Annotated in this window: 21 protein-coding genes; 5 read left to right on the top strand and 16 right to left on the bottom strand. The window is 44.8% G+C overall.

What is annotated here, in order from left to right:
- Positions 1–68: 68 nt before the first annotated feature.
- From hrpA to R7M72_RS11935, 5 genes are all read left to right on the top strand, one after another.
- A complete protein-coding gene (gene hrpA / locus R7M72_RS11915) occupies positions 69–4,055 on the top strand; it encodes an ATP-dependent RNA helicase HrpA (protein ID WP_315957023.1) in 3,987 nt (1,328 codons plus the stop codon).
- Positions 4,056–4,237: 182 nt separating this feature from the next.
- On the top strand, positions 4,238–4,717 hold the full coding sequence (locus R7M72_RS11920) for an outer membrane beta-barrel protein (protein ID WP_021033871.1): 480 nt from the start codon (positions 4,238–4,240) through the stop codon (positions 4,715–4,717).
- A gap of 199 nt (positions 4,718–4,916) precedes the next feature.
- Positions 4,917–5,432: an outer membrane beta-barrel protein gene (locus R7M72_RS11925; protein ID WP_005377661.1), complete on the top strand. Its 516-nt coding sequence runs from the start codon at positions 4,917–4,919 to the stop codon at positions 5,430–5,432.
- Positions 5,433–5,794: 362 nt separating this feature from the next.
- Positions 5,795–7,375 (top strand): BCCT family transporter, encoded by a 1,581-nt coding sequence (locus R7M72_RS11930; protein WP_005377659.1) that lies wholly within the window; start codon positions 5,795–5,797, stop codon positions 7,373–7,375.
- Positions 7,376–7,501: 126 nt separating this feature from the next.
- The gene (locus R7M72_RS11935; protein WP_315957024.1) at positions 7,502–7,891 is read left to right on the top strand and encodes an ATP-binding protein; all 390 of its coding nucleotides are present in this window, start codon (positions 7,502–7,504) and stop codon (positions 7,889–7,891) included.
- A gap of 19 nt (positions 7,892–7,910) precedes the next feature.
- Here the strand turns inward: R7M72_RS11935 and R7M72_RS11940 are convergent, their stop codons facing one another.
- From R7M72_RS11940 to R7M72_RS12015, 16 genes are all read right to left on the bottom strand, one after another.
- Complete coding sequence (locus R7M72_RS11940) at positions 7,911–8,549, bottom strand: sugar transferase (RefSeq protein WP_005377654.1); 639 nt, start codon at positions 8,547–8,549, stop codon at positions 7,911–7,913.
- 10 nt (positions 8,550–8,559) lie between these two features.
- On the bottom strand, positions 8,560–9,750 hold the full coding sequence (locus R7M72_RS11945) for a glycosyltransferase family 2 protein (RefSeq protein ID WP_025766681.1): 1,191 nt from the start codon (positions 9,748–9,750) through the stop codon (positions 8,560–8,562).
- The gene (locus R7M72_RS11950; protein WP_182016378.1) at positions 9,743–10,861 is read right to left on the bottom strand and encodes a glycosyltransferase; all 1,119 of its coding nucleotides are present in this window, start codon (positions 10,859–10,861) and stop codon (positions 9,743–9,745) included. Before R7M72_RS11950 ends, R7M72_RS11945 begins: the two co-directional genes overlap by 8 nt.
- A 221-nt stretch (positions 10,862–11,082) precedes the next feature.
- Complete coding sequence (locus R7M72_RS11955; RefSeq protein WP_005377649.1) at positions 11,083–12,516, bottom strand: GumC family protein; 1,434 nt, start codon at positions 12,514–12,516, stop codon at positions 11,083–11,085.
- Entirely contained in the window at positions 12,513–13,637 is a 1,125-nt protein-coding gene (locus tag R7M72_RS11960) for a glycosyltransferase (protein WP_318056196.1), read from the bottom strand. The genes R7M72_RS11955 and R7M72_RS11960 overlap by 4 nt, the downstream gene beginning before the upstream one ends.
- A 115-nt stretch (positions 13,638–13,752) precedes the next feature.
- A complete protein-coding gene (locus tag R7M72_RS11965) occupies positions 13,753–15,117 on the bottom strand; it encodes an O-antigen ligase family protein (RefSeq protein ID WP_175413444.1) in 1,365 nt (454 codons plus the stop codon).
- Positions 15,114–16,544, bottom strand: coding sequence for a lipopolysaccharide biosynthesis protein (locus tag R7M72_RS11970; RefSeq protein ID WP_318056197.1), 1,431 nt, complete (start codon positions 16,542–16,544; stop codon positions 15,114–15,116). The genes R7M72_RS11965 and R7M72_RS11970 overlap by 4 nt, the downstream gene beginning before the upstream one ends.
- Positions 16,537–17,709, bottom strand: coding sequence for a glycosyltransferase (locus R7M72_RS11975; protein ID WP_138939127.1), 1,173 nt, complete (start codon positions 17,707–17,709; stop codon positions 16,537–16,539). Before R7M72_RS11975 ends, R7M72_RS11970 begins: the two co-directional genes overlap by 8 nt.
- Before the next feature lie 11 nt (positions 17,710–17,720).
- A complete protein-coding gene (locus R7M72_RS11980; protein ID WP_213903963.1) occupies positions 17,721–18,905 on the bottom strand; it encodes a glycosyltransferase in 1,185 nt (394 codons plus the stop codon).
- A gap of 144 nt (positions 18,906–19,049) precedes the next feature.
- A complete protein-coding gene (locus tag R7M72_RS11985; protein WP_318056198.1) occupies positions 19,050–20,120 on the bottom strand; it encodes a glycosyltransferase family 4 protein in 1,071 nt (356 codons plus the stop codon).
- Positions 20,095–21,621 carry a sigma-54-dependent transcriptional regulator gene (locus tag R7M72_RS11990; RefSeq protein ID WP_042522937.1) on the bottom strand — a complete coding sequence of 509 codons (1,527 nt, stop codon included), beginning with the start codon at positions 21,619–21,621 and terminating at the stop codon, positions 20,095–20,097. The genes R7M72_RS11985 and R7M72_RS11990 overlap by 26 nt, the downstream gene beginning before the upstream one ends.
- Before the next feature lie 307 nt (positions 21,622–21,928).
- Positions 21,929–22,309, bottom strand: a complete 381-nt coding sequence (locus tag R7M72_RS11995) for an Hpt domain-containing protein (protein ID WP_005377636.1) — start codon at positions 22,307–22,309, stop codon at positions 21,929–21,931.
- Between the two features lie 11 nt (positions 22,310–22,320).
- Positions 22,321–23,007: an AAA family ATPase gene (locus R7M72_RS12000; RefSeq protein WP_005377635.1), complete on the bottom strand. Its 687-nt coding sequence runs from the start codon at positions 23,005–23,007 to the stop codon at positions 22,321–22,323.
- Entirely contained in the window at positions 23,007–25,109 is a 2,103-nt protein-coding gene (locus R7M72_RS12005; protein ID WP_315957029.1) for an SLBB domain-containing protein, read from the bottom strand. Before R7M72_RS12005 ends, R7M72_RS12000 begins: the two co-directional genes overlap by 1 nt.
- Complete coding sequence (locus tag R7M72_RS12010) at positions 25,106–25,972, bottom strand: OmpA family protein (RefSeq protein ID WP_318056199.1); 867 nt, start codon at positions 25,970–25,972, stop codon at positions 25,106–25,108. Before R7M72_RS12010 ends, R7M72_RS12005 begins: the two co-directional genes overlap by 4 nt.
- Before the next feature lie 26 nt (positions 25,973–25,998).
- A complete protein-coding gene (locus R7M72_RS12015; protein ID WP_017634929.1) occupies positions 25,999–26,319 on the bottom strand; it encodes an STAS domain-containing protein in 321 nt (106 codons plus the stop codon).
- Positions 26,320–26,682 lie beyond the last annotated feature (363 nt).

The following is a 26,682-nucleotide window of genomic DNA, read 5'->3' on the forward strand; positions in this document are numbered from 1 at the left end:
TTATCTTGTTACAGATCTTGTGTGATACAATCCGCGCAGTTTTTGTAATGAAAAGAATAGGAAACGCTTTGACTTCGTCACAGCCCCCAAAAAAGAATCTAGCTGAAGAGCAAGCGACACCGTCAAATGGTGCGCAAAAAGCGACAGCGAAACAAGCTCAAACACCTCAGGCTCAAGTGAATAGCGCGGCATCTCTGCGTAAAGCGCTGAATCAGTGCATGATGCGCGACCGTTTCCGCTTGAGTAAACGTATTTCTGGTGCAAGCAAAATTAAGAAGGACGCAGCGCGTAATGCTGTGTTCGACGAAATCGCATTAGACATCGCAAAATCCATGATGGTTGCAGAGCAGCGCAGCAACTACAAACCAACGATTGAATACCCAGAAATCCTGCCTGTAAGCCAAAAACGCGACGATATTGCGAAAGCGATCGCAGAAAACCAAGTGGTTATCGTCGCGGGTGAAACCGGTTCTGGTAAAACCACTCAGCTACCAAAAATCTGTGCTGAGCTTGGTCGCGGTAAATTTGGTCTGATTGGCCATACTCAGCCTCGTCGTCTTGCAGCGCGTTCGGTTGCTAACCGTATTGCCGAAGAGATGGAAACCAAGCTTGGTGAGTTTGTTGGTTACAAGGTTCGATTCAACGATCAGATCTCTGAAAATACCCAAATCAAATTGATGACGGACGGTATCTTGTTGGCTGAAATTCAGCATGACCGTTTCTTGAATCAATACGACACCATCATTATCGATGAAGCGCACGAGCGCAGCCTCAACATCGATTTCATCTTGGGTTACTTGAAAGAGTTGCTGCCACGTCGTCCTGATTTGAAAGTGATCATCACGTCGGCAACCATCGACCCAGAACGCTTCTCAAAACACTTCAACAATGCACCAATCATTGAAGTATCGGGTCGTACTTACCCGGTAGAAACACGTTACCGCCCACTAAGCGGTGATGACGACAATGATCGTGACCAGCTTGAAGGCATCTTCGAAGCGGTAGATGAACTGTGCGATGAAGGTTTAGGTGACATCCTGATTTTCATGAACGGTGAACGTGAAATCCGTGATACCGCAGATGCATTGTCCAAACGTAATCTGAAGAGCACGGAAATTGTGCCGCTTTACGCGCGTTTGTCGGCAGGTGAGCAGAATAAGATTTTCCAACCTCACACTGGTCGCCGAATTGTACTGGCAACCAACGTAGCAGAAACCTCGCTAACCGTTCCGGGTATTAAATATGTTATCGACCCGGGCACGGCGCGTATCAGTCGATACAGTTACCGTACTAAGGTTCAGCGTCTTCCAATCGAGCCAGTTTCTCAGGCGAGTGCGAACCAGCGTAAAGGTCGTTGTGGTCGTGTGGAAGAGGGTATCTGTATTCGTCTGTACTCAGAGGAAGATTTTGAGTCACGCCCAGAGTTTACTGATCCTGAAATCCTGCGTACCAATCTAGCGTCGGTTATCTTGCAAATGACGGCACTTGGTTTGGGTGATATTCAAGCGTTTCCGTTTGTGGAAGCACCGGATAAACGTAACATCCAAGACGGCGTGCGTTTGCTGGAAGAGCTTGGTGCGATTAACTCTGAGGTAAAAGACCCGAAAAAGCGCCTGACTTCCATTGGTCGCCAATTAGCGCGTTTGCCAATCGATCCGCGCTTGGCGCGTATGGTATTGGAAGCGCCAAAATATGGTGCGCTTAAAGAAGTGATGATCATTGCAGCGGCCTTGTCGATTCAAGATCCACGCGAACGTCCTTCAGATAAACAACAATCGTCAGACGATAAACATCGTCGCTTCTTCCATGAAGAGTCGGACTTCCTGACATTTGTGAATTTGTGGGAATACATCCAAAAGCAGCAAAAAGCCTTGTCTAGCAATCAGTTCCGCAAACAGTGTAAGCAAGACTATTTGAACTACTTGCGCGTTCGCGAGTGGCAAGATGTGTACTTCCAAATTCATCAGTCGATGCGTGAGATGGAATTCAAGCTTAACGATGAGCCCGCTTCTTACCATGGCGTACACAGTGCCATTTTGGTTGGTTTGCTGTCGCACATCGGCATGAAAGACCAAGAAAAGAATGAATATCAAGGCGCGCGTAATGCTCGTTTCCATATCTTCCCTGCATCAGGTCTATTCAAGAAACAGCCTAAGTGGATCATGTCTGCTGAGTTGGTGGAAACCTCAAAACTTTGGGGTCGTATCATCGCAAAGATTCAGCCAGAATGGATTGAGCCGTTAGCTAAACACCTTATTAAACGCAGTTACAGCGAACCACATTGGTCGAAGAAACGCGCTGCGGTGATGGCGCACGAAAAAGTGATGCTTTACGGCGTACCAATCGTACCGAAACGCTTGGTCAACTACGGCAGTATCGATTCGACCGTAAGTCGCGAAATCTTCATTCGTAGTGCATTGGTTGAGGGTGAATGGGAAACCAAACACGCGTTCTTTAAGCAAAACCGTAAGCTTCTGCAAGAAGTGGAAGAGCTTGAGCATAAATCTCGTCGTCGAGACATCTTAGTGGATGATGATGAGCTGTTTGATTTCTATGACCAACGCGTTGGCACCGAAGTGGTTTCTGGTAAGCATTTCGATACGTGGTGGAAAAAGGCATCTAAAGAAAACCCGGAACTGCTGAACTTTGAAAAAGAGATGCTGTTCAAGGGTGATGCTAGCCATGTGACCGATTTGGATTACCCGAACTTCTGGCATCAAAATGGTTTGAAGCTCAAATTGAGTTACCAATTTGAACCAGGCGATGATAGTGACGGTGTCACAGTGCATTTGCCGTTGCCGATTTTAAACCAAGTTGAACCAGCGGGCTTTGATTGGCAAATCCCTGGTTTGCGCCATGAGCTTGTGGTCAGCTTGATTAAATCGTTGCCAAAGACAATTCGTAAGAACTTTGTGCCTGCGCCAAACTATGCCGATGCATTCTTAGCACGTGTCACGCCAATGGAAGCGCCGCTGCTAGATTCATTAGAGAAAGAGTTGCGACGCATGACGGGCGTAGAGGTACTGCGTGAAGACTGGAACTTGGAACAAGTACCTGAGCACTTGAAAGTCACGTTCCGTGCGGTTGATCATCGAAATCGTAAACTGAAGGAACATAAAGACCTTCATGAACTGAAAGAAAGTTTGAAAGACAAAGTTCAAGAAACGCTTTCCAAAGTTGCGGATGACGATATCGAACAGCAAGGTCTGCATACGTGGAGTTTTGGCGAATTGCCGAAAGTGTATCAACAAAAACGTGGCGGCTACGATGTAAAAGCGTATCCGGCACTTGTTGATAGCAAAGACAGCGTTGAAATCAAACTCTACGAAACAGAGTACGAGCAGATAACGGCAATGCGTGCTGGTCAGCGTCGCCTAATTTTATTGAACGTACCGTCGCCAATTAAATATTTGCACGCCAACTTACCGAACAAATCGAAGCTGGGTCTGTACTTTAATCCATACGGCAAAGTGCTTGATCTGATAGATGACTGCATTGCCTGTGGTGTCGATAAGCTTATTGAAGAGCAGGGTGGTTTAGTTTGGGAGCCAGAGAAGTTCGAAGCGTTGAAAGAACACGTTCGTGCTGAATTGGGTGACACCGTTGTAGAGATTGCTCAACAGGTTGAGACTATTCTGACCACGGCGTTTAGCATCAATAAGAAGCTAAAAGGCAAGATCGACTTCACAATGGCGTTTGCTCTGTCCGATATCAAAGCACAAATTGAAGGCTTGATCTTCAAAGGCTTTGCAACGGAATGTGGCTGGAAGCGCTTGCCGGATATTCTTCGCTACATGCGCGCGATAGAGCGCCGTATGGAGAAGTTGCCAATCGATCCAAACAAAGATCGTTTACATATGCTGAAGATTGAATCTGTGACTCAAGACTATAAAGAGTTGCTGAACAAGATCCCGAAAGGTGTGGCCATTCCTGAAAATGTAAAAGAAGTGCGTTGGATGATTGAAGAACTTCGCGTGAGTTACTTTGCTCAACAATTAGGCACTCCTTATCCTGTTTCTGATAAACGAGTCAAAAACGCGATTGATGCTTGCTAATCAACCAGTAAAATAGTGTCAGATTTGTAATTATCGCTTAAGAAGTTGCTGGTACACTAATTGCTAGTAACTCAATAAGCATTATTTTTTAGTTCTGGGAGGCAATAGTTCGCCTCCCTTTATTTGTAGTACCAACGACTGAGTTATGCAGACGTGGGAATAATAAAGAGTAAAGGTAGATGATGAAAAAAACTCTATTAGCAGTGGCGCTACTTGGCGCATCTTCTGCGGCAATGGCGGATTCTTGGATTTACGGTGGTGCAACAGTAGGTCAGTCTGACTACAAAGGTGAGACGGACACATCATACTCTGTTCACGTTGGTACAGGCATTCTACCTATCATTGGTGTTGAAGCTGGTGTAACACAACACGGTGAGTTCAACGTAAATGGTCAAGACACTAAGCTAACCTCTTACTACGCAGCACTTAAGCCAAGCATCGACTTCGGTCCGTTACACGTGTACGCAAAAGGTGGTTTCCATCAGTGGGACAAAAAAGTGAAAGGCGGCAAAGACGATGACGATTTGGACCTAATGTACGGTGTGGGTGCTGAGTACTTCATTTTTGGCCCAATGTCTGTTGGTGCTAGCTACATGAACTACACTGCTGGTAAAGACGATATCAGCACGTTCTCTGTTAACGCAACACTACATTTCCTATAAGCGTCAAGCTTTCTAACACCATATGAAACACACCGGCTTTATGTCGGTGTTTTTTTGTCTGGAAGTCACAAAACAAAAGTTGAACATAAATTATTCACTTTTAGAGTCTTAAAATGCCTATGCTTTCCAATATATAGTGGCGATTAAATGCGCATATTTGCGTAATGTTTCGCTTAGGAATCGATCAGGAAGGGATAGTATGAAAAAAACACTCTCGTTATTCGCTCTAACGTTGTGCTCAACGTCAGCAATGGCTGACTCTTGGATTTACGCTGGTGGTCAAATTGGTCAGTCCGATATCGACAGCGAAAATGATACAACTTATGGTATTCATGTCGGTACTGGTATTTTGCCATTCATTGGCATTGAAGCAGGCTACTTTAACCACGGCAAAGTGGATTTATCTTTGAGTGGCAGCAGGGGTAGTGCTGATTTTGATTCATTCTATTTAGCGGCGAAACCTAGTATCGACTTCGGCCCGTTACACGTTTACGCAAAAGGCGGCATCAATGCATTCAACGTTGATTATGACGGCGGACTGAGAAACTTAGACAAAGATGATGGCGTCTCTTATATGTATGGTGTTGGTGCCGAATACTTCTTGCTTGACAATGTGTCTGTGGGCGCGAGTTATCAAGCGTTTGGCGTGGATATTGAAGGCGATAGCGATACCGTTAGCAGCGTAACAGGGAACATCACCTTCCATTTCTTATAACGCTCGCTGGATGAAAGGTTTGCTGATTTGGTTTCGTCGTTAATTGTGAAACCAAATCAGCGCAGGTCTTCTCTATTTGCGCAGTGACTGGCTATGAACTTAAGTATTTCTTGTGTCTTTTCTAGTCTACAACCTACGACAAAATCAATCGTTAGACCTCATAATTTTTGTGTTGATATTATTTCCCCTTCATCTGTCTTGAATTGAGCTTAAAATGCAATAAATCACGACTTTTTGCAAAAATATGTGATTGCTGCTAAAATTCGTCCCGCTTTAAAACTTTAGAGTTCAAATTAATGGAGGGCGGTATTGGAGTTCTTCTCACCTGAGGGGCGTTTCAAATTCACGTTAAATTTGTATTTATGGATAATGCATTTAAAAAATATAGTATTGATACAACCGATTATCAGGTTGGACAGGATAACGTTCAAAAGTGGGGATTCGATATACATAACCCGGTTTTTGGCATTAGTGCGGGGCTCGTTGTTTTCTGCCTGATTTCACTTCTTCTTGTTGAGCCAACCACTGCTCGTGACGTATTAAACGGTCTAAAAAACGGAATTATCGAACAGTTTGATGCGTTCTTTATGTGGTCGACAAACTTCTTCTTATTGTTCGCCGTTGCTCTTCTTTTTTCTCCGCTAGGTAAAATCCGCTTAGGAGGCAAAGAAGCAACGCCGGATCACTCAACCGTTTCTTGGTTGTCGATGCTTTTCGCCGCGGGTATGGGTATTGGTCTTCTGTTCTGGAGTGTGGCTGAGCCGACCGCGTATTTCACTGATTGGTGGGGAATGCCACTTAACGCAGTACCATACACCGAAGAAGCAAAATCCCTCGCGATGGGTGCCACTATGTTCCACTGGGGTGTACATGGTTGGAGTATTTACGCACTCGTTGCACTAGCATTAGCGTTTTTTGCCTTTAACAAAGGTTTACCACTTTCATTGCGCGCGGCGTTCTATCCAATTTTTGGTGACCGTGCATGGGGTTGGTTAGGTCACGTTATTGATATCCTTGCCGTTTTGTCGACGCTATTTGGTCTTGCAACGTCGCTAGGTCTAGGTGCTCAGCAGGCGACCAGTGGTATTAACCATGTCTTTGGTCTAGAAGGCGGCATTGGTACACAAATGATTGTGATCACCTTCGTTACCTTTATCGCGGTGCTATCAGTGATTCGTGGTATTGATGGTGGTGTTAAGCTACTGAGTAACGTCAATATGGTGGTTGCGTTTGCGCTGCTTATTTTCATTACCTTCATCACGTTTGATACGGCGTGGAGCTCGCTACGCGACACAACAATGGCTTACATTGAAAATATTATTCCATTGAGTAACCCTCACGGTCGTGAAGATGAAACTTGGATGCACGGCTGGACGGTATTCTACTGGGCTTGGTGGGTATCTTGGTCACCGTTTGTTGGTATGTTTATCGCGCGTGTGTCTAAAGGTCGTACGGTTCGAGAATTCTTATTCGCAGTCATCGTTATTCCTACAGTTGTTACTTTGATTTGGATGTCTGTGTTTGGTGGTATCGCGCTTGACCAAGTGGTGAATAAAGTTGGTGAGCTAGGTGCAAATGGCCTAACTGATATTTCATTGACTCTGTTCCATGTTTACGATGCGCTTCCGTATAGCTCAGTGATTTCAATGCTTTCTATCGTGCTGATTCTGGTATTCTTTATTACATCGTCAGACTCTGGCTCGCTGGTTATCGATAGTATTACCGCCGGTGGTAAGATTGATGCACCAGTACCGCAACGCATTTTCTGGGCGTGTATTGAAGGCGCAATTGCAGCCGTAATGCTGTGGGTTGGTGGTAAAGAAGCCTTGCAAGCATTGCAATCAGGCGTTGTTGCAACAGGGTTACCGTTTACTTTTGTTCTGCTGTTGATGTGCGTAAGTTTGGTGAAAGGGTTAAGAACAGAACTGCCAGCTTACAAATAAATACAACACGATCCATGATTGAGTTTAAATGCCGAGCCTAATGTGCTCGGCATTTTTTATTTCTACTTTTCTTTTCCAATAATTTCGTTACAGTTTAGGCTTATTCCCACCTCATTAAACTGTATTATGTCACTGGCTAAACTCATTCTTATTCGTGGACTTCCGGGTTCAGGTAAAACAACCTTAGCAAAACAATTGGCAATAGATCTTGGTGCTAAGCATTTTGAAGCTGACATGTATTTTGAAAATGATGAAGGTGATTATCACTTTGAACCAGTTCAATTACCTCAAGCGCATGAGTGGTGTTTTCAGCAAACTAGAAAGTGGTTGAACAAAGGGAGAGTCGTGATTGTGAGCAATACGTTTGTTCGACATTGGGAGATGAAGCGTTACATGGACTACTGCATGAAGAAGCGCATCAAGGTGGAAATTAAAGTGTGCCACGGAGCGTATCAAAGCATTCATGATGTGCCACCAGCGACGATAGAAAAGATGCGACGCCAGTGGCAAGAGTGACCGTTACCAGAACCGGAAGTTATTGACCTCGTCCGTCAATCATCACAACGAATGTTTTGCTCATGATTGAAAGGTCCATTGAAATCCAAGAGTAAAACGAACCTAAGCTTAGTGCGTAACTGTGGTCAAACCCAACTTTGCGTCTTACATCTTCAATGCATGCATCATAGCCTTGGTTAACCTGAGCTAAGCCTGTGATACCCGGTAACACGCCATATGTGCGCTCTACAAAATAGGGGATTTCATCTTCTAATTTCTGGTAGAAAGCTGGGCGTTCTGGGCGCGGCCCAATCATCGACATTTCACCTCTCAACACATTAAACAGTTGAGGTAGTTCATCTAAACGCGTTTTGCGTAAAAAGCGTCCTACTGGCGTGATGCGGGGATCATTTTCAGTTGCCCATACTGCGCCAGAGCGTTGCTCTGCATCAATATACATGGTGCGAAACTTCATGATTTGAAAAAGATCCATTTTTTCTGGTGTGCAGCGTCCTACTCGCAATTGGCGATAAATCACAGGGCCTTTCGATGTGGTTTTGATCGCTAGCGCGATAAATGGGAATAGTGGTGCAGTGACGACCAAAATAAGCATTGCAACCAGTACATCAAACGTTCTTTTTGCGTGGCATACATTTGAATCGTAGCGTGAGTTTTTCATGATGCTTTCCTTATTGGTTGACGCGTTTCCAACGTCCATTTTCCATTCCGAGTAAATATTTCATACCGCCGATAAAGTTGGCGAGATGACCAATGACGATGTAACTAATCAGCTTAAAAGGTTTAATTGTGTTAAGTGCTGGCATCAAGTAAGTGATAAGCGCGATGCTGTAAATGCCAACTTGTGCGAACAGCATTACTTGAAACAGTGGATTGTGTGCCAGTAGTAGTGAGCAAATAAAGCAAACAATCATCAAATAGGGTGTTGCTAAGCGCAGAACCTTTCCCGATAGAAATGCAAAGGCAGTGCCACGATAACGAGGTAGCAGTAATTGCTTTAATTGCATGATCTGCTGCATGTTACCCGCTGAAATTCTTAGGCGCCGCTTGAAATCTGCGTTGTCTGAGCTCTGTTCTAGTTCAAGAGCCAGCATGTTTGGCTCGTAAATAGCGCTATAGCCTCGCAAAACGATTCTCATAGGGAGAATAAAATCGTCATTAATGGTGCTGACTTCCAGTGGTTCAAATAAGTGGGTTCTGAAAGTGTAAAACGCACCGTGGGAACCAATCGTTGAACCTAACAAGGATTCTTGATGCTTTACTCGAGACTGGTATCGCCAATACGCCGCTTCACCTTGGTTATCAGTACTCATTATTTGATATGTTGCGTTAACCACTCCTACGTTCTCATTTTGATAATGCTGACTAGCTAGCAACAGAGAATCGCAAGAAATCAATGCCGACGTGTCACTCAGTGCGGTAATGTCCGAGCTAACATGACGCATTTCTTCGTTTAGTAGGGCAACTTTACCGCGATTGATTTGGTGATCATTAATAATGAACAGAGTATCAGAGCAGATTGCTTCTTGAATTGTCGCTTGAGCAATCTCGGCTGTGTTATCTGTGCAGCCATCACATGCGATCACTACTCTTAACTTATCCCTTGGGTAATCTAGGCTCGCAAGGTTACGGATCTTCTCTGCTATCCATTGTTCTTCATTGTAGGCGGGCACGATGACAGTAATAGAGGGTAGCTGGCTGTCTGTTTTGGAGGCTTTGTAAGCTCGCTTTACAAATGGTGCTTTGGTTTCGTCTTGCTGTTTTAAAGGAAGCCACTTAAGGAGCAGTGGATACCCAACGTGATGATAGACAATCAAAAACGCGGATAAACCAAACCCTATAATCCAAAGTAAATCATTCATAGCTAGCCTCCTTGGCCAAACGTGAGTAGCGACTCACCATGTCTCTGATATCAAAGTGTTTGAGAATAAAAGTTCGAGGAGAATGGCGTGATGATTCCAGTTGCTGTGATAACGCTTCGGCCAACGAAAACACGCGATTTGCTTCAACCAGTGTGCTGTTGTTCGGACAGAGCGTCTCTTTCACGCCGCCAACATCCGTCGCGACGCAAGGAATGTCACATGCTTGAGCCTCGAGGGTTGAGAGAGGAAAGCCCTCTTTAAGTGATGGTAAGCAAAACAAATCTAGGCTTTGGTAAAAGCTGGGCATATCGTCCACCAAACCTAAAAAGGTTACTCGATCTTCAAGTTTTAACGTTCTAACTTGTGCTTCCAATTTAGCTCGCTGAGAACCATCTCCAGCAATGGCTAGGTGTGTGTTTGGCGCAAGATGAGAAAAGGCTTCGATAAGCACTTTATGGCCTTTAACTGCTTCTAAACGTCCAGCAACGCCAATCACGGTTTTGTTGGCTGGAAGCCCAAACAAGTTTCTCTTGGTTGCTTGGTTACCGCTTTGAAATTTCTGGCAATCGATCCCATTATGTATGGTGCAGACTTTGCGGTAATTCAGTTTTGTCTGGATTTGTTCGGCGACAAAGTTAGCATCGGCAACTACTTGCGGGCGAATCATCGTTAGCAAAAGGGACTGCAGTCGAGCTGATTTTTTGTTATTAAGGTGCCATGCGTCGTGTTCGGTATGAATAACTACAGGTACGTGCGCTAAACGTGCCGCAATCCCACCATATAAGAGTGGTCCGATATGGTGAGTGTGGACCACATCAGGCTTAAGTCCTTTGAGCATGGAAGTCAGCGTACTGATGGTTTTTCCGCTGAATCCAGGTTTCTTATTAAGAAAGTGCAGTTGGCCTTGGTAGGACAATAGTTTTTGCCAGCCTTGTAGTGCACGTTCTTTGCTTCCTTCTAAGCTCACGACAAAAACGGAATGGTTGGGCTGCGCAAAACGAAGCATTTCTAGTACGAGCGTTTCTAAACCACCAGGAGCTAAGTGTTGCACGACGTGTAATATCACTTTTTTGCTGTGCTTAGTGTTATTGTGTTTTTGTCTGAATTCCATTTTCAAACCCTCGTTGAGTTCTTTGTTTATTTAGGAATTGCAGACTGCGTGCCAAAAAATTAATCATTTAAAAACAATAAGTTAATATTGATGTTTGTGAGGCTTTATGTTTATTCTCAATTTGAGATTCATATTAGTGGACATGCTATGAGGCTGTATAAGGCAGTAGTAAAAGAAAAGCACTCGCCGACCGAGTGCTTGTAAATGAGTTCTTATGGCGGTTAGTTTCCGTACACTACGTTAGGTAAAGTGGTGATGACAGGAACACCAAGGTGTTTTTCTAATGCTCTTTTAGAGCGGATAGAGTTATCGGCTAACTCTAGTATCGTCGCTAATCCAATGCCTAAACCAGCGCCACCAATAAATCCTAAAATGACAAATACAAAACTAGGTAAGTTAGTTGGAATCGTTGGCGTGAACGGTTCATCAATGATTTTTACGCGCTTATTCTCTTCAAACTCTCCCAAAGAACCCGTTAGTTGGGCCATCTCATAGCGTTCGACGAGTTCATCATACATTTCTCTCTTCACTGCGACGTCACGAGCTAAGCGGTTGATTTCTGTTGCTGTGCTCCCAAATTGGTGCGCATTTCGCTCTAATTCTTGGATCATGTCTCGCAAGCTGTTGGTTTCTTCCGTAAGTGCTTCAAAACGTCCGCGCATCATTTGTAATTGATGTAGTTGGGAGACAAGTAGAGGCTGTGCTTCGCCAAGACTGTTTACTGTGGTATTGCTCGCGATATCCCATAGTTGAGCACTGTTTAGTTCTGGTTGTTTAGAGTTCAAGAGTACCGAGCGTTCCTGCTCCAACCGGTTTAATTCTCGCAACTTACCTTGCACCAAACTATGCGCCTCTGTGTATTTAGCGCGAAGCAGGGTAAGTTCACTACGAATGTCGATGATTTGCTCTTCCAGTTTACCGATAACCGGGTTCGTTTTGGATAGTTGTTGATCCAAACTGCCTAGACTTCGTGAAACACCAGCAAGCTCCGCCTCCTTTTCGGCTAGCGTTTGTTTGAGGCTAGCAAGGCGAGTAAGGCTTTGAGCTTGCATTTCGGGCGTCGCGTCTGAGTAAGTATTTTTATATTCTGCAAAGGCTTGCTCTGCCTTGTCTAGTTCTTCCCTGCGTTTGTTGATGTGGATAGTCAAAAAATGGCTCGAATCTTTAATCGAAGAACGCTCAGGAGCCAAAAGCTGTTCGACAAAATGCTCTCTGACAGAGAGCAGCATCGACTCCATTCCTTCTGATTTACCACTTTGCAATTGAATTTGAATGAAGTCTTTACCGAGTGGCTGAACAGACAGGCGCGACGCAAGATCTTTTATGATGAACTCTTGCTCTTTTGCACTCATCTCGTCATTGATCAGCGATTGTTCTTTTGCGACAGAATACAAAACGTGTCGGCTTTTTAGCAGAGTACTGAGTGCGCTCAATCGGTCTTTAAGCATTGTTGAGACGGCAAGGTCTTGAAGGAACGGGTTCATTTTCGCTGTCTCTTGAATAAGCATGCTGGTATGAGCAACATAAGTCGTCGGAACCAGCTTACTTACGATGAAACCCAGCACCGGTAAGACAAGCATTGGTATAACGATCATGTAACGACGTCGCCAAGCGCCATGTAGTAATACACTAAGGTTCTCTCTTAAATCGTTCATAGCGCCCTCACTAATTTATCAACTTGGTTGGCTCTTGCTTCCCAGCTTTGCTGTTGAACAAATGACTTTGAATCTGTCGGTGGCGGTAGGAGGTGATCGAGACTGGCACGCACGTCTTCGACATCTTGAACCACATGAAGCATATGTTTGTAGGGCATTAATGCAGGAAACGGTGTGCTGATAACAGGGGTTCCTGTTGCCAAGTACTCAAGAAGTTTAAGCGGATTACATGCCTTGATTTGAGCGTTATCAACAAAGGGCAACCAACTGGCATCCCAGTGTTGAGAGTAGCTTGGCAAAGTGTGATGAGCTCTTGGGCCGAGATAGTAAACGTTACTTCTTTGAGGTAGCGGATTGTCACTGAGTTCGTTGGGGCCGATGAAAACCAGATCCCAGTCGGGTGCTTGGTCTGCGACTTGGGCAATTAAGTCGTAATCTAACCATTCAGACAAACTACCATAAAAGCCCAGCACTTTGCGGCAGTTGTCAGGCAAGTCTTTGGCCTTCGGTGCTGGCTCAGAAAACAGACTAAAGTCGACACCGTGAGGCAAAGTGACGGTTTTACCAGATGGAAATTTGGTGGAGAGTGTTTCGCTTGCCGTAAAGATAACGCTGGCCGCATTAACAAGAGTACGTTCGTGCTTGGCCACCGTGTCGTGGTCAACACCAGCTAAAGCGCTAAAGTCATCGCCACAATAGTAAATCAGTCCACGTGGGTTCATTTCTGCACAAAGATCGGCAGCAGTCGGGAGCGACGTCCAAAATACAGGCTTATCAAAACCAAGAGCTTGTAATTGTTTATTGAGTTGGTGTTTCATCATCTTAGCGGCCACTTTTCTTGCTAATGCAGAGCTAGGGGCAGGAATGGTGAGCAAGTTGATGATGTGAATGTTTGGGCTTGTTTCAGAGTCCAATGTTGGCTTGTGTGAGCCTACGTTATGAAATACACGAGTGAGTTTGTTTAACGCACGCTGTATGTCTTTAGAATCCAGCTTAGGTTGACGAAGGCCAATGGAGTTAACCCAAAGGATGCGATGGTTCGCTGCTAGTCGCTTGACAATATGCTGAGTGGAAGAGGGTAACCCACCAAAATCTTCTCCAAATACTACGATGTCCGTCATGTGGCTCTCCTTGAGTCTTGGTTATTTGATTACTAATTAAGTGAGTAATCACAATGCGTGCCAAGGAATTAGCCATTTTAAAACAGTGAGTTATGGTTTTTGTTTATGTTTGAAACTAGGATTTCTCATTTTGACAGTCACTTTGAACAATTCGGCTAACGACAACTGTTAACGCCGCTAGAATGTAAATTGGCCAAGTGAAACCTTGAGTCAGAAACGTGCCTGATACGATGGTCCCGATAAGCCCACTTAACACGGCGTTTGCTCCTACAGAGAGGGTGTAATCTGATTTTGGTGTCAGCAATGAGATGGAATGCAAAGAGGTGCGGATCAATGACACAATTAAAGTAATGAACACCGCGAGCCCGACAAAACCCGTTTCTGCTAACACGCCAAACCAAGTACTATGGACGGCGTGGTTGATACCATCCCAGTGTGGGCTGTAGAAATAGTAATTAAAATAGAAGTTATCTAGACCTACGCCAGTCAACGGATGATGCAGCGCCATTTTAAATGCCGCTTCCCACGCATAAAGTCGCCCCATCGCAGAGGCATCTATACCATCCTCAGCGGCTCCCCCCGATTCTCGTCCTGAAATACCAGCGAATGCGTAGAGTACGATCGCTGCGATGGCGCCTAGTACCAAGACTAATGTTTTGCTTTTGATGTGTTTAAAAGCAAAGTAGGCAAATACAGACAGTGAACCTAGTAACCCACCGCGGCTCTGCGTCTCAATGATCGCAAAGAACAAAACCAAACAGGTGATAAGGGCAAAGAGCCTGAGATGCTTGGGGGAATGCTTCTCCATCAATTGACTAACGGTAAAGGCAAGGGGAAACATCAGCACTAGTGCCAAATCGTTAGGATCGCCAAGTACTGAACCTATGGATCGTCCTATTGACACGCGCGTCCCTTCAACCAAATCAATGCCATTCGCAGCGTTTTGTAATGCCACTAAGCCAATCAATAATCCGGCGAAAATAATTGCTTTTGACATCTGTGCGAGCTGTGAAGGTTTAGTAATAAGCCAGGTGATGGCCAACGTCATAATGATGATTTTCCAATAGGTGTTTTTGAACACCGTTATTGCGATATCACGACTGGAAGCGAATATGATTCCGATGATCACCAGACCCCAAAATATACACAGCCACTTTAATGAAGGGTGCCAAAAAGCTGTAATCTGGCGGCTTATAAGAAGGTGAAAAGCGAGTGCGGCGAGTGCCCCCAATGATAACAGTAATGGGATCTTGAAGTTATAGATAACAGGAAAGGCTTCGTGAATACGAAAGAATGAAAAAATAACGAACAGTGTGACAAGCCAAAACGTTTGATTGAGAACAAACAGTAACGCGAGTGGTGCGAAACACAACGCAACAATCAAAATGGGATGAGGCATAACAATCCAAAGCAGGCCGATACCGACAGTGATCGTCAGTGCTGCGATGGACTGTTTTGTTCTCACCTTGGTTTCATTCATAACGAGTATCTCTTCACCTGTCCACGCCGTTTCACTATGTATCGAGTGAGAGCATTGAGCGTCTCTTTACTCATGTAGCGAGTGGCTATCCCTGCCAGCAAACTGCATGTCAAAATGCAAATTGCGATGGCGATGCCTATTGATTGTGAAGAGTGAAGCAGGAACAGTGCCACACCGGATATAATCTGTAATAAAACCATCAGACTTAGGTGGAAAGGCAACGTCATACATTGTTGGCCTACTACATAAGTCAGGCCCAACTTACACAGTTGTGCGTAATAAAGCGCAATGAATACGCCATAAATGCCCAGAGAAGATAAGCCAAACAGCAAAGCAATCGCAACGCACGCAGAGACGACATTTATACCCAGTAGCCAGCGAGTACGACGCTTGTACAAAATGGAGATGTTAATCAGCTCGCTCCATTCTTTTAACATGGCGATAGGTAGCAAGAATAAGCTGAATAGTACCGCGTCATGATAGGTTTCTGGCAGTAAGTGGGTGATCATCACCATTGCTAATGTGCCGACCACTACACTCAAACCTGTAATGTAAATCATACCTAAGTGTGTGATGCGCACTGCTTCAGTGTTCTTGCGCCCTTCTAAGTAGTTAAATCGACGTGGCATCCACCACATGCCAAACGGCTGCACTAAAATACACATGCCCACTGCAAATTTTACCGCTATCGCGTAAATCCCTAACGTCGCAAGAGAAGTGTTGGCACCAATGAACCAGCGTTCAGCGCCATTGAGACAAAATGCTACTAAACCGGCCATCATCATTGGTAGGCAGTAGTTTAGGTATTGTTTTGCCAATGTCAGTTTAGGAAGGGTGACATTGTAACGGTTAACGATGTGCAGCCAAGCAAATTGAGTAATAGCAGCCAACAAGCCACCCCACAAAACAGAAATAACATGGGGATGAACAGACAGCGCCGCGACGATAAAAATGACCTGAAAAATGGTGGTAGTGACCATGACGTTAAGCAGTGTTCTTGCTTTGTCGTCTTGTGTTCTTAACCAGGCAGTGCCGATTGCAATACTGCCTTCTAGAACGATGGCAAACATAACAATAGCAAATTCGACTCGCGTAAAAGGCGCGGGAATGGGGGCGATTAAAATGGTAGTGAGCAAGCTAAGAGCGACGACGCCAGCGATGAGTAAAGCAAGTGAGTACAGCTGGTTTAGTAGGCTTGTGCGCGTATTTTGATCCTTTTCAACGCCGACGAATCGATAAAGCGCTTCATGCAAAGCGAAACTGACAAACAAGGTCGTAACAACACCAAAGGTTGTTAGAAGCTCAAGCTTGCCCATTTGTTCTGGTGAGAGAAAGTGGGGCAATACAGGCAGCATGATTAGGCTGATGCTTTTATTGATCACTAAGGCGATAGCAAATAGCGTCATGTTGGTCATTGCTTTAGACATGATCATATCCTTTGATGTCTCGCGGTGTCTTGAGTGTGCAATCATTGTTGGTAGCAATTTCGGCAGCAAGGTGCTGGGCGATTGGCAAATAACAACGTTCGGCTGTGTATAGTTGAGAAACATTGAGTGCTTCGATACCCATCGTTACTTTCATCCACGGCGATTCATTCAAAAGGCGAATTGCGTTGTGTAACGAAGCCACATTGTTAGGCGTGTATTTAATACAATTTCGGCCGTGAGTTAACACGCGGTCCCAATAACTATCATCATGTGGAATGACGACACACATACCTGCAGCGAGCGCTTCCAAAATAGATAACCCAAAAGGTTCGTTGAGACTGGTGGAAATAAACACACCACACTGTGAACGCAATTCATCTAAGTTGTTTGGGCACTCATGCCATTCAACACCTTGTGTGTTGAAGTCCGGTGTTGAATATTCCACACCTGCCACGTTAGGTTTGATGTAACACACGGTGGATTTGATCTTTTTCGACTCATCAAGTGTTAAAGCATCAAGCAAAAGATCGATGTTCTTCCATTTTAGTAAGCTAGCTGCCCAGAAAACGCGGCTTGAAATCGGATTCGCTTGTTTTGGCCAGCGATCTTTCGATAATCCATTAACAAACGTAGATGTATTCAAACCACACCAATAGCGTTCGGTGGCTGGCTTCTCTGTTTTGAGGTAGGCCTGTAATGCTTCTACCATTGATTCGCGGGTGTTTGCCAAGTAGTAAATTGCCGATGCTTTTACTAAGCAGTAGCCAGCAGATCTCGATCGTCCAATAGGGCCATGAACCATCTGTACCACAGGCTTTTTGCTAATTAATCGTAGTAAGTACAAAGGCATATCATTACTTGGGCAAGATAGGCCCAAAAAGCTATCTATTTTTGGCAGCTTCATGCACGCGTAGAGAAGTTGGAGAAAGTAGTAAGCGTTCATCAACCAGTAGGTCAGTCCATGAGTCGAGTTAAATGGTGATGGTTTTATTTTTATAACTTGCACACGCGGTGTATCACTAAGCAGTGACGCCCAATGCTCTGGATTTGTAGTGAGTAGATAACCAATCACGTTCAGCTTATCGCACTGCTTAAGGAGCTCTGCATTCGCGATTTTGGATCCACCTTGCATTGGGATGGCGTCGAACATCAATACACGTTTCATGACCGGGCTCCTCAATTGATGCTCAACCAGCGTGAAAGCGGCTTCATGCAGTGAGTCATTGGCATTGGTGTAATGGCGTTGTTATTAAGTTCACCTTCGTAAATACGTTCAATAGCGTTGATAGATGCAGTCGTCGTTAAGTGCTGGCTAGCATGTAGGTAAGCGTTTTCCGCCAGCTTGTTTCTTAATGCCGCGTCTTGCATGACTTGTTGAATCGCGTTTAACAGGCTCGCCATTCCACTGTTCTGGTACAGCAATGCAGAGTGATTATGCTCGAACAACTCAGGAATGCCTCCTGTTTTAGGAGCCACGATAGGCAGTTGAGCTAAAGCCGCTTCTCCGAGCACGAGACCAAAGGCCTCTTCATAGGCGCCGCTAATAAAAGCGTCTGCATTACCACACATCCACGCTCCGGCATTGTGTTGTTCTCCGACAAAGTGCACTCGTTCTTGGATACCAAGATCCGATGCAAGCTGTTGCAATGCTTCTCTTTCTTCGCCGTCACCAACAATAACAAGGTGAGGGTTGTTGTGATGGTAGTTGTGCATGCGCATTGCGCGAATAAGGCGGTCGAACCCTTTGCGCTTAATCAGCGAACCCACCGACAGAAAGGTAAAGGCCTGTGATGGGATTCCGAGGCGAACTTTAATGTCTATGGGTGTATCCACGCCTTGAAGTGACACGCCGTTGTGTACGACATGAAGTTGGTTTTGTGGGTAGCCGTCCTGAAGAATTTCGCGTCCAACATCTTTGCTAACGCAAATCAATTTTGGAGAGAGGTGAAGTCCGAGAGAGAAGCGATCGCGCAATGTATAATGGCAATGAAGTTGCGTGACAAGTGGTATATGATTCATGCGAGCAGCCAAACACATCCATTGACAAGGGCCGCCGCTATTGACGTGTACCAAGTCGATGTTGTGCTTTTCGATCAATGCTGAGCCTTGTTTGATAAGGCTATTCCACCCGCTAATATCCCAGCGCGGAGCGCTCCAACCACCCACCAAATTGAAGGCTGAATGTTCCGCTTCAATTCCGAGCGATTGGCACTTATCGATTAATGGTTGGCAGTTGGACCATACGAATGGCTCAAACTTATCGCGGTCGATTCCTGAAATGAGATCCAGAAGCACCACTTCACTGCCGCGAATCCAATTATCACCATAATGAACATATAGAATGCGTTTTGGCGTAGTCATAAGTCACCTCTGTCTCATCATTAATCTGCGTTAACTGCTGAGCTGCAATAGAGATGCCAAAATATGCCATTAGTTTATATGATTGAATCTTATATGATATTTATGTTTGGAACTCATCATTCTCATATTGAGAATCAATATGGATTAGTGATCCGTTTCAATTTGATATTTTTGTAGCAATACGGGAATCACACTTTGCGCTGAGAAATCATCAATGATGGTTTGTCGAGCATTCTGGCGAATGAGTGATTGTTGCGCTTCACCAATCGACATCCAGTCATGAAGACATTTAGCAAGAGAGGGAATGTCTTCGACGATAAAACCATTTTTACCCGTTTGGATAATATCTGGAAGGCGACCTACACGTAAGCTCATCACGGCAATGCCTCTCGACATGGCTTCAAGCGCCGCCATTGGAAGACCCTCATAACGAGAAGAGATGATAAGTACGCTGATATTTTCCCAAACACCTTCCATATCGGTTTGATGGCCGAAGAAAGTCACGTTTGGAGGGGCAGTTTGATTAAGCGACTCTTTTTCTGGGCCATCACCGTACACACTAAACTGTAATGTTGGACAGAGCCTCGCTACCTCAATAAATTGATCGGCGCCTTTTTCCTGACTCAATCGGCCGACAAAAGCGATCTCCTGATAGTTGAGTTGACTGTTGGGAATCGAAACAAAGTTATTCAGCAGTTCTGAAGAACAAAAAACTTTGCGCTGAATACTTGGACTGACAGCAAAGCAATGGTCAGATAGGCTGCCTGAGCTTCTATCAAGCCAATCGTATAGCCATAGTTTCCCTGAGGACGATTCACCAACATGATAAGTTGAAATCAAACGAGGAAACGTACGGGTGAGCAGTTTGGCGCAGCGCGACAAAATCGACGCTTTATAACCATGGGAGTGAACCACTGAGGGTTGGTTATTGGCGACGGCGCTTGTTAGGTGTTTAATTTTTAAAGCTTTATTGGGCTCGCCAGACAAATAGTTTAAGTAACTCACAGGGATCGCGGCTTCTTTTGCCTTCTGTACAATCTGAGCAGCTGGTGAATACTCAGTGGTTAGCACAACTCGAGCTTTGTGTCCAAAGGCGATTAATCCCCGAGCTAGCTCGATAACGTGACTTTCAATGCCGCCGAATAGACGGCTATCAAGCAAGATCCAAATTTCACCAATGGCAGGTTTATCAAGATTGTTCGAGATTAATTTCATCCGCTTCCCACGCTTGTTTTTTTCGGTAAACCGTAGATGGGCTTAACTCCAGCATGACAGCGGCGTTGAGGACGTTGCCATCACAGTACGCAATTGCGTTTTGAATTGCTTCACGCTCTACTTGCCACATAGGGCGAATGGTTCCATCAGAGTTAAAGTACGGTGAGGTAGCAGCAGAGGACGGTGTACCAGGCAGCTCCGCTGCGGTAATCGACGGTTCGACCGCAGAAGGTGAAGGTTCCTCAGTATAAACAGGTGGTGGTGTGATTGGTGCAATGTTTGCTGACTCTTGAGCAACATGCGCAGGTGTCGTTGTTTTCGTAACTTTAGACTTTTTAGTGAGTTGAGCGGGTAGGTGGCTCACCGTGACTTTTTCGTCGTTATTGAGCACCACAATGTTACGTATGATGTTTTGTAGTTGCCTTACATTACCCGGCCATTCGTAATGCTTGATGATATGTTGAGCTTCACTGTCGATTGTTGAGAATTTCTTTTTGTCCTGTTTGGCGTAAGTGGTCAAGAAGTGCTTGGCAAGCGTGACGATGTCACTTCCTCGTTCACGTAATGGGGGCATATCGATAGGTATAACGTGCACACGGTAGTATAAGTCTTCACGAAAACGACCTTCTTCTACTTCTGTTAATGGATTTCGGTTAGTGGCACAAATGATTCTCACATCCACTTTCATTTCTCGAGTGCCACCAAGAGGGGTGTAAGTGCCCGTTTGTAGAAAGCGGAGCAACTTCTTTTGCATCTCAAGTTCCATTTCACACAGCTCATCAAGAAAAAGCGTGCCACCATGTGCCAGCGTCGCCGCACCTTTTCGATCTGTTGTTGCTCCAGTAAAGGCCCCTTTAACGTGACCAAAAATCTCACTTTCCATCAAATCTCGTGGAATAGCCCCACAGTTAATTGCAATAAAAGGCTTGTCTTTACGGTCACTCTGGCGGTGGACGGCTTCAGCACAAACTTCTTTACCTGTGCCGCTTTCTCCCACAATAAACACACTGGCAGAAGTTGGCGCAACAGCATCAATGGTCTTGTATACCGCCTGCATCGGGAGGCTTGAACCGATGAATCCGTGATAGTTGTGGCGATCAAACTTGGATTGAATATTTTCCACCAAATCTTCCAATTTGGCGCGTTTAAGGTGCAATGCAACTGACGTTTTTAGGCGATCAGCGTTTATGGGCTTTTCTAAGAAATCTTCCGCACCTTTTTGAATTAGATTAACGGCTAAGTCGACGCTGCCGTGCGCCGTAGCAATAATAACGGACGTAGGAATGTCATTCTGGTTGATCCAATCCAGCACGTCTTCGCCAGACATGTCGGGCAGTTTCAAATCGAGAATGATGAGCTGAGGTTTGCTTCTTTCAATAAATTGAATCGCTTCGCGACCTGTCTCGACATGAAAAATGTCATAAGGTTCGTCTTTCACATACTGCTTATAAAGTATGGCTAGTGAAGTAGAGTCCTCTACCAGTAACACCCTTGGTCTCATAGTCCCATCCCAACGTAGTTTGTTTCATTTTTTATGATTTTTGTCAGCACTACTATTTGGCATTATGAGTGGTTTATAGCTCTCTAGTGCTGAAAATTCTCAATTTGAGAAAAGCGTTATTTAAGTATTAGCACAAGGTAGGAAATTTGCGAAAAATCCATACTTTTTAATTGATTAAGTATACCCAAATAATTTCAAGGTGTGTGGCTTGGCGAGGGTGACTGAATTTGGAGCCTAAATTTCTGAGATGATGTCGGCATCGCGCTTTATCAAACGCGATGCTTCGCTAGGGAGTAAGACACTGATACTACTCAAACCCTTGAGCTTTTCGCTTTTCTAACGCATCAAACGATTCATTGGCGAGTTGAGGAAGTGTTTCACAAAGCTCCAATGCTTTTGGTATTTTTCCTTCGACACAGTACTTCTCAATCATTCTTGCTTGTCTTGAAAGCGTTCGATTGCCTAGAGCGAGAGCAGAGCTGCCCAGTGTGTGAACCTCGAACTCTAATGTTTGAAGGTCTTTTGTGCTTAATGCTTGCTCTATTTTCTCCATGCGATCGCGTGACTCTTCGACATAGTGATCAATCAAGGTAGGGATGATTTCGGCGCACGTATCTTTGATCATTTGCTGAAGAATATGCTCATCCACTAATTCTTGCTCGATAGTCAATGTGTTATTTATCGTCATAATAGCGCTCCCTATAACATAAACAGTTCGCTTTTTTTAATTTGCTGAGACAGTTTTTCTTTCCACTTTTTTGGTAAGAAACGCAGCTTGGAAACTTGGCGGATTAACTCATCTTTCAGGCTTGGAGTGTGCTTCATGTTCAGTACAGAACCAATCAAGTTCGCATCGCTAGCATCGAGTAGCTTTTTGGCTTGCTCGAGCTGGGTTGCAGTCGTAGAGCCATAATGCGCTACTAACAAAGTAGCATCACATACGCCAGCAATCACTTGAGGCGCAATATTGCTTCGGTTGACACTGAGAAGTGGTGATGTATCTATCACGACGCGCTCGTACTGCGTTAACCATTGTGCAATGTTTTGTTTCAGCGTTGTTGGGTCTCGGTACGCTAACTGAGTGCTGGCGAGAGATGGAGCAGGGAGGCCGACTAAAGTTTGATGTGTATTCTCTCGTGTGATCAAATGGCCAACCTTCTCGTCATCATCAAATTCGTGAACAGTGTGATAAGCGGGTTTGAATAAGTTAAGGTCTACATACAAAGTATTGTGGCCTGCTAAAACCAAGCGCTCTGCAAGAGATGACGCCACGGAAGTGACACCATCTTCAGATTTACAACCCACAACACAAATCGTTTTGTGGCCTTTCTGTTCACTCTGAAGATAAATTTGCTCAATCTCAGCGTGAGTTGCAGGAATAGTCATTACAACGCTCCTATTAACACGATGGTTGTGGTGATTTGTAAAATATCTCTTAATCCTGCCCTCGCTTTTTCAACAAAGCTCTCGTCTTTATGGGGAATGTAAATCGTGTCGCCTGCGCGAATGACTGGCAGCTCATAAATGTTGGCTGTTTTACTAAAGTTCACCAAATCAAATGTTCGGGCTTGGCCTTGGCAGCAAGACATATTGACCACACTGATCTTTTCAAGGTAGGCATTGTCAGTTGGTCCTCCTGCTTCCGCTAACAGATCAAGCACTGTCATGTTGTCATTGAATACGTATCGCCCTGGGGCTCTTACTTCACCTAATACGCGTACCGTGGACTCTTTTGAACGATCTAACCAGTTTTTGTTTTTTTCTGGAATGTAAATGGTATCACCAGGACGAACGTGGGGCAGAATTGACTCATCGCCTGTTTCAAAGTACATCGATAAATTCAATTTACTCACTTTGGCATAACCTAGGCCTCGGTGTGTGACACGGATGTTGTGAATATCTGCATCCATTGTCGGTCCGTCGGCGGCAGACAAAATATCCAGAAAATGCATATCTTCGGTGAAACGATAGCGCCCAGGTGCATTGATCTGTCCGAAAACGTATATTGATGCGTCAGAGCTTTGGCTTACCCATTGCGATTTATTATCGGATGGGTCGTCAGGCAATGCATGTACCCTTACGACTGTACCAGCGGAAACTCGAGGTAGGCTTGATGTTGGCGAGCCATCCAGAATGTATTGGTCTAAGTCAAATTGTGTCATTTGACCGTTATTGGCGACTTCAATTTTGGTGGTATCAGCTCGTCGAGTTGGGCCTCCAACGTGTGCAAGCAGATCAATCAAATCCATTTCGTCTGACCACTCGATGCGTCCAGGGCGAACAACTTCTCCCATCACTGCGACCGCTCGACTAGGTGCTACTTTTAACCAAGACTTCTCATTGAAATCGGTTTTCTCCGGTACGAAAATCGCGTCTCCTGGTCCAACATTTGGTGGTCTGGCTGAAGATAGTCCTTCTGTATGCGCGGTAAGATCGAATTTGATGACTTTGCCATCGGCTTTTATAACGCGAATTTGGCGAGATTCTGCGTAGCGAGTGGGCCCGCCAGCGTTGGCGAGGATATCCATGAAGCTAGCGCCTTGCTTGCCTTCGTATGCCCCAGGATGGGCGACTTCACCCATCACGTAAACCACATTTGCACCTGCTTTGATTTCTTCTTCCTGTTTTGGGACAAAGATGGTGGCACCTGGCAGGATCTCTGGCAGTAGGCTTTGGTCTCCAGTATCAAGGTACTTTTTCAGGTTAAACATGGTTGGGTTATTGTTTGTTATCACGCGAATTTGCTCAACACTGGCATATCGTGTCACGCCGCCAGCTCGCATTACGACATCAACTAGCGTGGTGTTTGGCTTGTATGAGAACGAGCCAGGTGCGTTGACTTCACCAAAGACTTTGATTGCACGAGCGGAATCTGCGCTGTCACCTGAATTCGCGAGTTTTGCTGCATCAAACTCTTGCTCAATATTCCCTACGAGTGGGGAAGCGGGGACAAATAAGACATCCAGTGATTCTAGTTTTGGCAGCTGGCTATTGTCACCCGTATCAAGGAAGCGTTTGTAGTCAAATTCAATGTTTTTATTTCCACGTTTCACTATCATTTTATCGAGCTGAGCCCCTGCGCGCAGGCCGCCAGCTTCGTACACAAACATTTGAATGTTGGACCCAGAAGGTAAGGTATATTCACCGGGTTTGACCACGTAGCCTTGAACGGACACTAACAACTGTTGCTGTTTAATAAAAACTCGAGCGTTGTTAACGTCACGATACACGGTCTTTAGCCTGTCGATAATCACGTCTTGTAGTTGTTGTTCATTGTAGCCGGCCACTAATACAGGGCCGACTTCTGGTAAATTAATTCGTCCACGACGATCAACCTGAAACCCTTGGTTTAACGACGCCTCTCCGGGTAAGTTAATCTGTATTAAATCACCGACCTTAACAATATTGCTCTCATCCGCTATGGAAGAAGGTACCCACGCAACCAGACACAACAACATTAAGAGGATAAATGGTTTCATCGTGTTCATAGCGTGCCTCCTGCCGTTGGGTTGCGGTTTATTGAGGTATCGCTATCTGAATTAGGGCTAATAACCTCGATGCTTACTCGACGATTAGTTAAACGCACGGCGGATGTTTCACCTTCATAGAGTGGCAGGTTATCTCCGACAGATTTGGTAGTGACTCTCTCTGAAGTGATACCAAATACGGTTAGGTAACGCTTTACTTGTTCTGCACGCGCTTGAGCAAGTTTCTGGTTGTAATCGGGGGTTCCAGTTGCATCCGCATGCCCCGTTACTACAAGAGATAGGTTAGGGTGGTCACGTAAAATGTAGGCTGCTTCTGCCAAATGTCCCATGTACTTCGGGTTGATTTCAGCTGAATCGACAGCAAACTGGTTGTCGATATTAAGTAGTGCATAGATATCCGCGACTATGTTTAGGTCGCTACGCAGCGCTTCAATATCATCGGGCGGTGTGCAAGTGGTTTGGCTCAGTACGTAGTCGAGTTGTTGTTCGAGCTGGTTTAAGCGTCGACGCTGAATCACAAGGTCGTTGGCAGCGTCGAGAAAAAGCCCACCTTCTAACTCGCGCGCAATTCTATTTTGTTTTTCAAGGGCCTGAACAACTGCCGCAGGAAAACACCAGCGCGCGCCCTCTTGGATTAGTGCGTCTAGATGTAACTTGGTCAGTTGCCAATCAAACCTTAACCCATGTTCTGGACCTAAAGGCTCGTCAGGCATCACTGGGGAAAACTGATAATTCTCGATCGAGATATCTTGATAGCTTTCCGCCAAGCCACCTTTTCCGTGTTCTGGGTAGTCAAACGACGAACAACCAAACATGCCGACAACAAGACCGCTTAATGCATATCGTCGTATAAGATTTACCATGCCAACCTCCGTTTAAACCGGTATTTTTAGTGTCCTTTTGAGTTAACGGGAATGGCATGGTTGATACGAAGCAAGCTCATGATTTCTAAAGGTTGGCCTGATACGTTTTCAATACTCATGCTTCTTTCACGTTCAACTAGACGCTTATATAAGTAAACAATGGCACCAATCCCTGAAGAATCAAGAAATTGGACGTGCTGTAGGTTAATTTCGACTTCTTTGTGATGATTGTTGTGAATTACCTCATCAATGTGATGTTGTGCTTGTCGACAGCCGCTTGCATCTAAGTCACCAAAAAACTCAATGGCTAACTTGTCTTGATTGATTTCTAGTTTGCGTAGTTCCATGACTCTGTCTCCGTTTGTTTTTCTAATTGGATATAGAGCAGGTAACGTGCCAATTTGAAATTAATTAAAAATCAAATAGTTAAATATTGTTAATGATATTGTTCAATTTGAGAAAGGACTGATTCTCAAATTGAGAATCAAAAACGTACAGAGAAATGGTTTGCTTATAAGAGGTGTTGAGCCGAAAGAAGTCGTTAGAGCTGGGGGCTCGTCATGATTAGATTCCAGCTCGATTGACGAACCATCCGCCTTACGTGAATAACGTGTAACGACTAAATGCAAAACCTGTCTAAAGTTTATGATTATCTTTGCAAATTATTACTAATGTTGATTGTTATGAGTCGAAGAATGACTAGTAATAAA

It is taken from the genome of Vibrio sp. YT-18, assembly GCF_033337345.1.
Classification (GTDB): domain Bacteria; phylum Pseudomonadota; class Gammaproteobacteria; order Enterobacterales; family Vibrionaceae; genus Vibrio; species Vibrio alginolyticus.

Excerpts from the sequence above, each read along its gene's own strand:
- R7M72_RS11920 (WP_021033871.1), top strand. The coding sequence starts at position 4,238 with ATGAAAAAAACTCTATTAGCAGTGGCGCTACTTGGCGCATCTTCTGCG.
- R7M72_RS11925 (WP_005377661.1), top strand. The coding sequence starts at position 4,917 with ATGAAAAAAACACTCTCGTTATTCGCTCTAACGTTGTGCTCAACGTCA.
- R7M72_RS11930 (WP_005377659.1), top strand. The coding sequence starts at position 5,795 with ATGGATAATGCATTTAAAAAATATAGTATTGATACAACCGATTATCAG.
- R7M72_RS11935 (WP_315957024.1), top strand. The coding sequence starts at position 7,502 with ATGTCACTGGCTAAACTCATTCTTATTCGTGGACTTCCGGGTTCAGGT.
- R7M72_RS11940 (WP_005377654.1), bottom strand. The coding sequence starts at position 8,549 with ATGAAAAACTCACGCTACGATTCAAATGTATGCCACGCAAAAAGAACG.
- R7M72_RS11945 (WP_025766681.1), bottom strand. The coding sequence starts at position 9,750 with ATGAATGATTTACTTTGGATTATAGGGTTTGGTTTATCCGCGTTTTTG.
- R7M72_RS11950 (WP_182016378.1), bottom strand. The coding sequence starts at position 10,861 with ATGGAATTCAGACAAAAACACAATAACACTAAGCACAGCAAAAAAGTG.
- R7M72_RS11955 (WP_005377649.1), bottom strand. The coding sequence starts at position 12,516 with ATGAACGATTTAAGAGAGAACCTTAGTGTATTACTACATGGCGCTTGG.
- R7M72_RS11960 (WP_318056196.1), bottom strand. The coding sequence starts at position 13,637 with ATGACGGACATCGTAGTATTTGGAGAAGATTTTGGTGGGTTACCCTCT.
- R7M72_RS11965 (WP_175413444.1), bottom strand. The coding sequence starts at position 15,117 with ATGAATGAAACCAAGGTGAGAACAAAACAGTCCATCGCAGCACTGACG.
- R7M72_RS11970 (WP_318056197.1), bottom strand. The coding sequence starts at position 16,544 with ATGTCTAAAGCAATGACCAACATGACGCTATTTGCTATCGCCTTAGTG.
- R7M72_RS11975 (WP_138939127.1), bottom strand. The coding sequence starts at position 17,709 with ATGAAACGTGTATTGATGTTCGACGCCATCCCAATGCAAGGTGGATCC.
- R7M72_RS11980 (WP_213903963.1), bottom strand. The coding sequence starts at position 18,905 with ATGACTACGCCAAAACGCATTCTATATGTTCATTATGGTGATAATTGG.
- R7M72_RS11985 (WP_318056198.1), bottom strand. The coding sequence starts at position 20,120 with ATGAAATTAATCTCGAACAATCTTGATAAACCTGCCATTGGTGAAATT.
- R7M72_RS11990 (WP_042522937.1), bottom strand. The coding sequence starts at position 21,621 with ATGAGACCAAGGGTGTTACTGGTAGAGGACTCTACTTCACTAGCCATA.
- R7M72_RS11995 (WP_005377636.1), bottom strand. The coding sequence starts at position 22,309 with ATGACGATAAATAACACATTGACTATCGAGCAAGAATTAGTGGATGAG.
- R7M72_RS12000 (WP_005377635.1), bottom strand. The coding sequence starts at position 23,007 with ATGACTATTCCTGCAACTCACGCTGAGATTGAGCAAATTTATCTTCAG.
- R7M72_RS12005 (WP_315957029.1), bottom strand. The coding sequence starts at position 25,109 with ATGAACACGATGAAACCATTTATCCTCTTAATGTTGTTGTGTCTGGTT.
- R7M72_RS12010 (WP_318056199.1), bottom strand. The coding sequence starts at position 25,972 with ATGGTAAATCTTATACGACGATATGCATTAAGCGGTCTTGTTGTCGGC.
- R7M72_RS12015 (WP_017634929.1), bottom strand. The coding sequence starts at position 26,319 with ATGGAACTACGCAAACTAGAAATCAATCAAGACAAGTTAGCCATTGAG.